The sequence below is a fragment of the Noviherbaspirillum sp. genome (genome assembly GCF_036846085.1).
In the GTDB taxonomy this organism is placed as follows: Bacteria; Pseudomonadota; Gammaproteobacteria; order Burkholderiales; family Burkholderiaceae_D; genus Noviherbaspirillum.
Genome location: NZ_DAIUCO010000204.1, coordinates 1 through 9930 on the forward strand (window position 1 = coordinate 1; position 9930 = coordinate 9930).

Here is a 9930-nt window from a genome sequence, read left to right on the forward strand (position 1 = left end):
GCCCTGCGCCGCCATGGAAAAATATCGCTATTTCCCCAGCTCTTTCTCCTGCAGCATCCGCCACATCACCTTGCCGGTCGCCGACTTTGGCAGCGTGTCCACGAACTCGACGATGCGCGGCGTCTTGTAGGCGGCCATTTTTTCATGCGCCCACTTGATGATGTCGTCCTCGGTCGCTTCCGCGCCCGGGCGCTTGACGATCACCGCCTTCACGGTTTCGCCGCGATACGGATCGCGCGAGGCGATGATGCAGCATTCCTGCACCGCCGGGTTCTGGTACATCATCGATTCGACTTCCGCCGGCCAGACCTTGAAGCCGCTGGCGTTGATCATGCGCTTGAGTCGGTCGGTGAAGAAGAAGAAACCTTCCTCGTCCATGTAACCCAGGTCGCCGGAACGGAAGAAGCGCTTGCCGTCGAGTTCGGCGAATGCTTCCTCGGTCTTTTTCGGATCGTTCCAGTAGCCCTGGAAGACCTGCGGGCCGTTGATCCAGATTTCGCCGGTTTCGCCGGGCGGCATTTCCTTCAGGCTGGTCGGGTCGACGATGCGCGAATCGACATTCAGGTACGGCACGCCGAGGCATTGCTGCTTCATGCGCTGCGGCGGATTGACGTGCGAGGCCGCCATGGTCTCGGACAGGCCGTAGCCTTCCATATATTGCTGGCTAGTCAGGTCGAGCAGCTTCTGCGCGATGGCCGCCGGCATCGCCGCGCCGCCGCCGGAGACGCGCTTGAGGCCGGAGATGTCGTACTCGGCCAGGCGCGGATTGGACAGGAAGTCGATCATCATGGTCGGGATCAGCGTCCATGTGGTGACCTTGTAGCGGGTGATGAGCTGGCCGGCGGCGTCGCGGTCCCAGCGCGGCAGCACCACGATCGTGCCGCCGGAGAAAATCATCGCATTCATTACCGATTGCATGCCGGTGACATGGAAGAACGGCAGCACCGCGAGCGTGACATGGTCCGGCACCGTTGGGCCGGACCAGACGTTGCCGGCGACGGCATTGAACATGACGGAGCGATGGGTGTGGACGCAACCTTTCGGCTTGCCGGTGGTGCCCGAGGTGTAGGGCATGCAGGCCAGGTCGTCGGGGCCGGCGAGATGCGGGCCGGGGGCGTGCTTCTCAGCGACCGCATCGACCCAGGCAATGACGCCGGGCGTGGCCGGCACATTGCGCGGCATGCGCACGAATTCCGGCACGGTCAGGTCGGTGGGCGCGGTGAGGTAGTCAGCGTAGGCGCCGACGATCACTTTTTCGAGGCCGGATTTGCCGACCAGCGGCGCGATGCGCGGGAAGATTTCCTGCGATGCGAAGGCGACTTTCGCGCCGCTGTCTTCGATGTAGTGCTGCAGCTCATCCGTCATCAGCATCGGATTTACCGGCACCACCATCGCGTCGGCACGCATGATGGCGTAGAAGGCGATGATGAATTGCGGGCTGTTCTGCATGTCGAGCAACACCCGGTCGCCACGCTGCACGCCGCATACTTTCTGCAGGTAGCCGGCGAGCGCGTTCACTTCATCGAGCACCTGCGCGTAGCTGAGGACGGAGTCGTAAAAGACGATCGCAGGCTTGCCCGGATAGCGCCTTGCCGATACTTCCAGGTTGGCGTAGACGCTGGTGTCCGGTGTGGTGATGGCATAGGGAAGGCCTACCGGCCAGTGGGGGTAGTGGGTAGTATTCATGTCTCCGCCTGGGATTTGTAATAAAAATGGCTAGGCAGATTATAGGTGCGAGCGGGAAATACTGCAGGAAACACCCTGCTAGGCATTGACGCAGCTCATGACTGCTTTGTGTCTGGCACGGCCTTCAGCTCGATGCATGGCACATGCTGCAACGCACCACACAGGAGGAAAACTTTTACCGGCAAATCCGGTCATTTCTGTTCCATGACAAAAGACACTATTCACATCGGCGTGATTTCCGACACGCACAACCTGCTGCGTCCCGAAGCAAGAATCGCATTGGCGGGATCGGACCATATCATCCATGCCGGCGACATCTGCGGCCCACAGGTGCTGGAGGAGCTGAGCCGCATCGCGCCGGTCACGGCGGTGCGCGGCAATAACGACCGGGGCATATGGGCCGACGAACTCAGGGAACGGGAAACCATCGTGATCGGCGGCGTAACGCTGCACATCGTGCATGACATGGGCGATCTGGATGTCGATGCGCACGCGGAGGGCATCGGCGTCGTGATCACCGGTCATTCGCACAAGCCGTCCATCAAAATGGAGAGCGGGGTGCTGTACCTGAATCCGGGTAGTGCCGGGCCGCGCCGCTTCAAGCTGCCGATTGCACTCGCATTCCTAGAGATCCGCGAGGGACAGCGCGCCGCCCGTATCCAGACGCTCGAAGTCGACTGACAGGCGTGCAGCGTCGATCAATAATCCTGCGGCAGCGATTGCATGCCGCCGTGCGCATCGGCACTGCCCGTCATGCTGAGCGCCACCGCCTCGGCGACACGGATGCCGTCGACCGCGGCGGAGAAGATACCGCCCGCATAACCCGCTCCCTCGCCCGCCGGGAACAGGCCCTTCACGTTCCGGCTTTGGTAGTTGTCCAGGCGCGTGATGCGCACCGGTGACGAGGTGCGCGTTTCGACGCCTGTCAGCACCGCGTCTTCCATTGCATAGCCCTTGATCTGCCTGTCGAAAACCGGCAGCGCTTCGCGGATCGCTTCGATCGCATACGCCGGCAGGCTGGGCGCGAGATCGCACAGGCGCACGCCGGGCTTGTAGGAAGGCAGCACCGAACCGAATGCAGTGGATGCGCGGCCGGCGAGGAAGTCGCCGATCAGCTGGCCGGGCGCGTCGTAGTTGCCGCCGCCCATTTCGAATGCACGCGACTCCAGCTCGCGCTGGAGGTCGATGCCTGCAAGCGGATGCCCCGCGCCGCGATCGGCCGGATAGTCGGCCGGCGTGATGCCGACCACGATGGCGCTGTTGGCATTGCGTTCGTTGCGTGAATACTGGCTCATGCCGTTGGTGACGACGCGGCCCGGTTCCGATGTGGCAGCCACTACCGTGCCGCCGGGGCACATGCAGAAGCTATAGACCGAGCGTCCGCCGGAACCATGATGCACCAGCTTGTAGTCGGCGGCGCCGAGCATCGGGTGACCGGCGAATTTGCCGAAGCGCGCGCGGTCGATCAGCGACTGCGGATGCTCGATGCGGAAGCCGATCGAAAACGGCTTGGCTTCCATGTAGACGCCACGGTCGTACAGCATCTGAAAGGTATCGCGGGCGCTATGGCCGACCGCCAGCACCACGTGGTCGGCCGCAATGGTTTCGCCGCCCTCCAGCCGCACGCCGCGCACCTGGCCGTTCTCGATGTCGATGTCGTCGACCTTGCAGCCGAAGCGGAATTCGCCGCCGAGCGACTCGGTCGTGGCGCGCATGGCTTCCACCATCTTCACCAGCCGGAAGGTGCCGATATGCGGCTTGCTGACATACAGGATTTCCGGCGGCGCATAGGCCTGGACGAATTCGGTCAGCACCTTGCGGCCGTAATGCTTCGGGTCCTTGATGCCGCTATACAGTTTGCCGTCGGAAAAGGTACCGGCGCCGCCTTCGCCGAACTGCACGTTCGACTCGGTATGCAGTTCACGCTTTCGCCACAGGCCCCAGGTGTCCTTCGTGCGCTCGCGCACCGCCTTGCCGCGCTCCAGGATGATGGGACGAAATCCCATCTGCGCCAGCAGCAGGCCGACGAAGATGCCGCAGGGTCCGGTGCCGATCACGACGGGCCTGCTGGTCAGCCCGGCGGGCGCATGCGCGACGAAGCGGTAGGTCATGTCGGGCGCAGGCTTGATATTGTTGACGCCGGCGAAGCGTTGCAGCAGTGCTGCTTCATTGCTGACGTCGACATCCAGCGTGTACACCAGTGAGATCGCGCTGCGCTTGCGCGCATCGTAGCCGCGGCGAAACACCGTGAAGCCGACCAGGTCCGCAGCGTCGATCTTCAGCCGCGCCAGGATGGCGGCACGAAGCTCCTCTTCCGCATGGTCGAGCGGGAGTTGTACATCAGTCAATCGCAGCATGCGCAGTCAATCCGAATAAATGCTGTTGGGGTAGGAAGGTGCCGGTCGCCGCAGACGGTTTTGCCGGGCGAGGCTGGGAATTGCTTGGGGCAGGCCGCATTTTACCGCACCGTTGCGGTAATAAAAAAAGCGGAGCGGCCATTTCTGGCATCGCTCCGTATGAATTGCTTGGGTTCAACCGCCCTGTTGCCGGCGGCATGGTTTGCTACCTGATTACCTCAGGAAGCATCAGGCGTTCTTGAACTGCTCGCGCAAACGCTTGACCTGATCGTGGTTCTGCAGCACGCCCTGATACTGGCGCTCCACGATGTTGCGCACATCCACCGGCAGGTTTTTCTCCAGCGCCGTCCGGTAGCTGCGCACCGCGACATCTTCGCCGCGCTCGCATTCATTGAGGATAGACTTGTCATCCTTGCCGGTGACCAGCGACTTCAGGTCGACCCAGCGGCGATGCAAGGCGCCGCCCAGACCGCTGCTGGTTTCCGGATCGCCGCCATACGTGCGCACCAGTTGCTGCAGTTCCCCTGCTGCCTGGGCACAGCCCTGCGCCCGGTTCATGAACAGCGATTTGATCTGGGTATCCTTCAGGTCATCTGCGCAGGTACGGAAACCTTCTTCACCATCCTTGCAGGTTTCGATCAAATCGTTGAGGGTCGAGATCACTTCATCGTTATTCATGTTTTCTCCTATGGTGGTTGATCGCTATTCAATATTTGTGCAGGCGCTTCCGCCTGAATGTCGATTACTTGCCCGTGCTGCCCGAACCGGCGCCTGCTGAACCGGGCGATGCGCCGCTGCTGCCGGAAGATGCACCACCTTTTCCGGATGCGGTCTTGGCGGCGCCGGTGTCCTGGCGTGCGGTCTGCAAGTGCTGGTCGACGACCGGGATCATCTTGGTCACCAGGGCTTTCACTTCAGGGTCCTTGGCAGTCTTTTCCGCCTTTTGCAGCATGCTATGGGCATTGCGGTGATCCGTTACGCCACCCTGCGCCATGTACTGTTTGTCGAACTTCTCGCCTTCGAGCGCGCTAAGCTTCTTGGCCATGGCCTTGTGCTTCGCGTCCGGCTCTTTCGGCAGCGTGACGTTCTTGGACTGGGCGAGTTGCTCCAGTTCACCCTGCGCCTTGGTGTGGTCGTCGATCATCTGCTGCGCATAGGTCTTGACCTTCTCATCCTTGCTCTTGCTTTGTGCCAGTTTGCCCGCCTCGATCTCCGAGATGTTCGTAATGGCCATTTGACGCAGGATGGTCTGGTCGCCCTTGCTCAGGCTGCCCTCAGCCTTGCTGCCGGCACCGGCCGACTTGTCGCTGGCGCCCGATGTTGCTGTCGCGCTTCCGGACGCGCCGCTGCCCTGGCTGCCGGCGGAGGGCGTGGCACTTGCGCCGGATGCTGCCGAGCCGCCGCTTGCGCCGGGCGCCCTGGAATCGGCGGCCGTGGACGATGTACCGGTGGTTGCTGCGGTGCCGCTGGTGCCGGTGGTCGTGGTCTGTGGATGTACGGATGCCGCGCTAAACATGAGCGCCAGTGTGGCGGCGCCGAGCATGTGCGGTAAATGTTCTCGTTTGAGCATGAAAATTCTCCTTTGAAATGTAGACGGTAACTCGTGAGTTACAGGGCTGCCGTAAGCAGAAGGCAATGTGCGTGCCACGACTGCAATGCCGCCCAGGGCGCAAGGAGGTGGCCGTAACGTCTGCCCGGACCCGCTGTGCCAACGATGTCGTGGCGATTGAATGGACTACCGTGGCCAGGAAAAAATTACAGGGAGGGTAACGGATATCCGTTGCCCTCCCGGATGCGGCTTCGCGATGACAGTGCGCAATACCGGCGCCCTATGCCGGCGCCCGGTACCGGCAATGATTTGCCGCTGTTACTGACCGCTCTTGGCGCCTGTCGTCGGACGTGCGCTGGTGGTTTCGTTCTCACCGGTCGGGCTCATCTGGCCAGCACGGTTGGCGCTGGTCTTGCCGGATGCATCCTTGCTGGTTGCATCGGCCTTGCCGCTCGACGAGCCCGAGCTGGCGCCGGTGGAACTGCTCATGCCCGAAGAGGACCCGGTGGAACCGCTGGACTTCGAGCTTGCCGAGCCGGACTTCGAGCTTGCCGAACCGCCGGACGTATTATCTGCACCACTGCCTGTGGCCGAGCTGCTTGCAGGCGGACGTGCGCTGGTTGTTTCATTCTCGCCGGTCGGGCTCATCTTGCCTTCGCGGTTTGCCTGGGTTTTGCCTGCGGCATTCTTGGTGGTTGCGTCAGCCTTGTCGCTGCTGCTGGAGCCGGAGCTCATGCTGCTGCTCTTTCCGGTCGTGCCGCTGCCTGATGCGCTGCTGCCGGTTGTGCCGCTGGCGCCGCTGGTGGAGGACGATGTATCGGATGTCTTGGGACGTGCGCTGGTTGTTTCGTTTTCACCGGTCGGGCTCATCTGGCCGGCGCGATTGGCGCTGGTCTTGCCCGACGCATCCTTGCTGGTCGCATCGGCTGCACCGCTCGACTGCGCCTGGACGGACGCTGCGCCGAACATCATCGCAAACGCGGCGACGCTCATCAGGCGACTCAATAATTTGCTCTTGGTCATGTTGATTCTCCTTTGGTTTGTTTTCACAATGCCGCCGGAATATGCGGCGACTTATGACAGGACAAACGCAATGGTCGTGCCAGATGCGCAATATTGCTTTTGGCTACAAGGAACGCGGCGATACAAGGGAAAAAGCCGGAAACGCCTAGGTAGAAAATACAGAAACGATGCAAATTTACAAAATCGCAGCTGCATCTGAAACAGGAATGGACGGAAGATTCCTGCAGGCAGGGTGGCGGGGAAATCGATGGCGTTCAAAAAATATGCGGACACGATGGCGCACGAGGCGGCCCCTTTCTCATCGTGTCCGCACGTAACTTAGTGATGCGGAAAGCGTGTGCAGGTGCGGCAGCGGTGGATCACTGCCGTCCGGATAAATATTGCGATCAGCTTCCGCGCTGGCGCTTCTCGCATTTGCATTCGACGGTGCTCAATACCTTGCCGTCCGGATCCACGGTTTCCAGATGCACATCAAAGCCCCACAAGCGCGCCACATGTTTCAGCACTTCGTTGGTTTGTCCGCTCAGCGGCCGGCGCAGGTACTGGTTATGGCGCAGGGTAAGAGCCCGGTCGCCATGGGTATCGACCGACCATACCTGGATGTTCGGCTCGCGGTTGCCGAGGTTGTACTGCCCGGCGAGTTGCTCCCTGATGTAGCGGTAGCCGCTTTCATCATGGATCGCCGACACGCTGAGCTTGTCCTTCTTGTCGTCGTCGAGGATCGAGAAGAAGTGGAAATCCCGGATCAGCTTGGGCGACAGGTATTGCGCGATGAAGCTTTCGTCCTTGAAGTTGCGCATCGCGAAGTCCAGCGTCTTCTGCCAGTCGCCGCCGGCGATATCTGGGAACCAGTGACGGTCCTCGTCGGTCGGTTCCTCGCAGATACGGCGGATGTCGCGCATCATCGCGAATCCCAGCGCATACGGATTGATGCCGCTGTAATACTTGCTGGTCACCGGCGGCTGGTACACCACATTCGTATGGCTCTGCAGAAACTCCATCATGAAGCCGTCGCCGACCACGCCTTCCTCATACAGCTTGTTGAGGATGGTGTAGTGCCAGAACGTCGCCCAGCCTTCGTTCATTACCTGGGTCTGGCGCTGCGGGTAGAAGTACTGCGAGATCTTGCGGACGATGCGCACGATCTCGCGCTGCCACGGTTGCAGCAGCGGCGCAAACTTTTCGATGAAGTACAGCAGGTTTTCCTGCGGCTCGGCCGGAAAGCGGTCCGGGGCGCTGACGGCGACAGACTCTTCGCGGCGCGGCAGGGTGCGCCACAGATCGTTCACCTGCGACTGCAGATAGCGCTCGCGCTCTTCCTGGCGTTCACGTTCCTCGGCCATCGACAGCTTGGCGGGTCGCTTGTAACGGTCGACGCCATAATTCTGCAACGCATGGCAGGAGTCGAGCAGCAGCTCCACCGCTTCGATGCCGTGACGCTGTTCGCAGTCCGCGATGTAGTTCTTCGCGAACACCATGTAATCGATGATCGCTTCCGCATCGGTCCAGGTACGGAACAGGTAGTTGTTCTTGAAGAAGGAATTGTGGCCGTAGGAGGCATGCGCGATCACCAGCGCCTGCATCGTCAGGCTGTTCTCTTCCATCAGATAGGCGATGCAGGGGCTAGAATTAATGACGATCTCATAGGCCAGCCCCATCTGCCCGCGCTTGTAGCTCTTCTCGGTCGACAGGAAATGCTTGCCGAATGACCAATGGCTGTAGGACACCGGCATGCCGACCGATGCGTAGGCATCCATCATCTGCTCGGCGGTGATGATCTCGAGCTGGTTCGGGTAGGTGTCGAGCCCGAAGCCCTCCGCCACCCGGCGAATCTCGCCGTGGATTTGCTCGATCAGCTCGAAGGTCCATTCCGACTGGTCGGGCATGCGGACCGGCTTGGCAGCCTTCTTGCGGGACGTCTTGCCGGTCGACCTGGCGGACGGCTTGCTTGCCGTTTTCCTGATTGCGGTCTCTGTCATTTCGGTTGCTTCTTGAAAAGTTCACGGAATACCGGATAGATATCCGCCGGCGATTCAATCTTCTGCATCGCGAAGTGCGGATGGTGCGCCGGGATCTGGGTGTATTCCTCCCACAGGTTCTGCGGCTCGCCATCGGTGATTTCGACGTAGGCGTAGTACTGCACCATCGGCATGATCGAATTGATCAGCAAGTTGCGGCAGGTGATGGAATCGTTATCCCAGTTGTCGCCGTCGGACGCCTGCGCGACATAGGTATTCCAGTCGCTGCTGGCATACCGTTCCTCGATGACCTTCTTCAGCAGGTGCAGCGCCGATGACACCACCGTGCCGCCCGACTCGCGGGAATTGAAGAACTCATCCTCGGTCACTTCCGACGCCTGGGTATGGTGGCGGATGAACACCACCTCGATCTTTTCGTAGGCACGCGTCAGGAACAGGTACAGCAGGATGAAGAAGCGCTTGGACGCATCCTTCTTCGCCTGGTCCATCGAGCCCGACACGTCCATGATGCAGAACATCACCGCCTGGCTGGTCGGCTTCGGCACCAGGATGCGGTTGCTGTAGCGCAGGTCGATCGGATCGATGAACGGGATTGCCTCGATCTTGATGCGCAGCTTGCGGATCTCCTGCTTCAGCGCCAGGATCCGGTGATCGTCCTCGAAGGCGGTGCGCTGCAATTCCTCCAGCTCCGCTTCCGCCTCGCGCAGCCGCTTGCGCGACCCGCCGCCGACGGCGATGCGCCGGCCGAGCGCGCCGCGCAGCGAGCGCAGCACATGGATGTTGGACGTGGTGCCGGACAGCTTGTAGCCGGCGCGCTGCTGCTTGAATTCGGTGACCGACTTCAGCTGCGTCTTGATCAGGTTGGGCAGTTCGAGGTCTTCGAAGAAGACGTTCAGGAACTCGTCGCGCGACAGCTCAAACGCGAAATCGTCCTCGCTGGTCTCTTCGCTGTTGCCTGCCTTGCCCTTGCCCTGACCGCTGCCGCCCTTCGGCCGCTGCAGCTGGTCACCCTTCTGGTATTCCTTGTTGCCGGGCCGGACCGTTTCCCACACGCCGCCCTGGGCGTGGCCGAAATTCGGCTCGTTGATGTCCTTGACGGGAATCGAAATCTTTTCGCCCTTCTCGACCTCGGTGATCGAGCGGCCCTTGATGGCACGTTCCACTGCCTGTTTGATCTGCCCTTTGTATCGGCGCAAGAACCGCTCGCGGTTTCCCGCGGATTTGTTCTTGCCCTGCAGACGCCGGTCGATGAGGTGAACCAAAGTGCCTCCTGCTTGTGATGCTACGTGGCTTGGATGCCAGGGTGCTTCACTTCAAATCTGACTGGGTTCGTTGC

8 protein-coding genes are annotated in these 9930 nt (G+C 61.1%); 1 reads left to right on the top strand and 7 read right to left on the bottom strand.

Annotation, left to right across the window (positions count from 1 at the left end; genetic code table 11):
* Positions 1-27 precede the first annotated feature (27 nt).
* A complete protein-coding gene (locus V7080_RS19520) occupies positions 28-1686 on the bottom strand; it encodes a long-chain fatty acid--CoA ligase (protein ID WP_334190065.1) in 1659 nt (552 codons plus the stop codon).
* A 204-nt stretch (positions 1687-1890) separates the two neighbouring features.
* Here V7080_RS19520 and V7080_RS19525 point away from each other — a divergent pair, with 204 nt between their 5' ends.
* A complete protein-coding gene (locus V7080_RS19525; protein ID WP_334190066.1) occupies positions 1891-2367 on the top strand; it encodes a metallophosphoesterase family protein in 477 nt (158 codons plus the stop codon).
* A gap of 17 nt (positions 2368-2384) precedes the next feature.
* Here V7080_RS19525 and V7080_RS19530 read toward each other — a convergent pair whose 3' ends face one another.
* The 6 genes from V7080_RS19530 to V7080_RS19555 all read right to left on the bottom strand — a co-directional run bounded on the left by V7080_RS19530 (position 2385) and on the right by V7080_RS19555 (position 9856).
* Complete coding sequence (locus V7080_RS19530; RefSeq protein ID WP_334190067.1) at positions 2385-4043, bottom strand: NAD(P)/FAD-dependent oxidoreductase; 1659 nt, start codon at positions 4041-4043, stop codon at positions 2385-2387.
* Positions 4044-4271: 228 nt separating this feature from the next.
* Positions 4272-4721 (bottom strand): ferritin-like domain-containing protein, encoded by a 450-nt coding sequence (locus V7080_RS19535; protein ID WP_334190068.1) that lies wholly within the window; start codon positions 4719-4721, stop codon positions 4272-4274.
* A gap of 64 nt (positions 4722-4785) precedes the next feature.
* The gene (locus tag V7080_RS19540; RefSeq protein WP_334190069.1) at positions 4786-5613 is read right to left on the bottom strand and encodes a DUF4142 domain-containing protein; all 828 of its coding nucleotides are present in this window, start codon (positions 5611-5613) and stop codon (positions 4786-4788) included.
* Positions 5614-5910: 297 nt separating this feature from the next.
* Complete coding sequence (locus V7080_RS19545; RefSeq protein WP_334190070.1) at positions 5911-6615, bottom strand: hypothetical protein; 705 nt, start codon at positions 6613-6615, stop codon at positions 5911-5913.
* A gap of 386 nt (positions 6616-7001) precedes the next feature.
* A complete protein-coding gene (locus tag V7080_RS19550) occupies positions 7002-8594 on the bottom strand; it encodes a SpoVR family protein (protein ID WP_334190071.1) in 1593 nt (530 codons plus the stop codon).
* The gene (locus tag V7080_RS19555) at positions 8591-9856 is read right to left on the bottom strand and encodes a YeaH/YhbH family protein (protein WP_334190072.1); all 1266 of its coding nucleotides are present in this window, start codon (positions 9854-9856) and stop codon (positions 8591-8593) included. Before V7080_RS19555 ends, V7080_RS19550 begins: the two co-directional genes overlap by 4 nt.
* Between the last annotated feature and the right edge of the window lie 74 nt (positions 9857-9930).

Excerpts from the sequence above, each read along its gene's own strand:
- V7080_RS19540 (WP_334190069.1), bottom strand. The coding sequence starts at position 5,613 with ATGCTCAAACGAGAACATTTACCGCACATGCTCGGCGCCGCCACACTG.
- V7080_RS19545 (WP_334190070.1), bottom strand. The coding sequence starts at position 6,615 with ATGACCAAGAGCAAATTATTGAGTCGCCTGATGAGCGTCGCCGCGTTT.
- V7080_RS19525 (WP_334190066.1), top strand. The coding sequence starts at position 1,891 with ATGACAAAAGACACTATTCACATCGGCGTGATTTCCGACACGCACAAC.
- V7080_RS19535 (WP_334190068.1), bottom strand. The coding sequence starts at position 4,721 with ATGAATAACGATGAAGTGATCTCGACCCTCAACGATTTGATCGAAACC.
- V7080_RS19530 (WP_334190067.1), bottom strand. The coding sequence starts at position 4,043 with ATGCTGCGATTGACTGATGTACAACTCCCGCTCGACCATGCGGAAGAG.
- V7080_RS19520 (WP_334190065.1), bottom strand. The coding sequence starts at position 1,686 with ATGAATACTACCCACTACCCCCACTGGCCGGTAGGCCTTCCCTATGCC.
- V7080_RS19550 (WP_334190071.1), bottom strand. The coding sequence starts at position 8,594 with ATGACAGAGACCGCAATCAGGAAAACGGCAAGCAAGCCGTCCGCCAGG.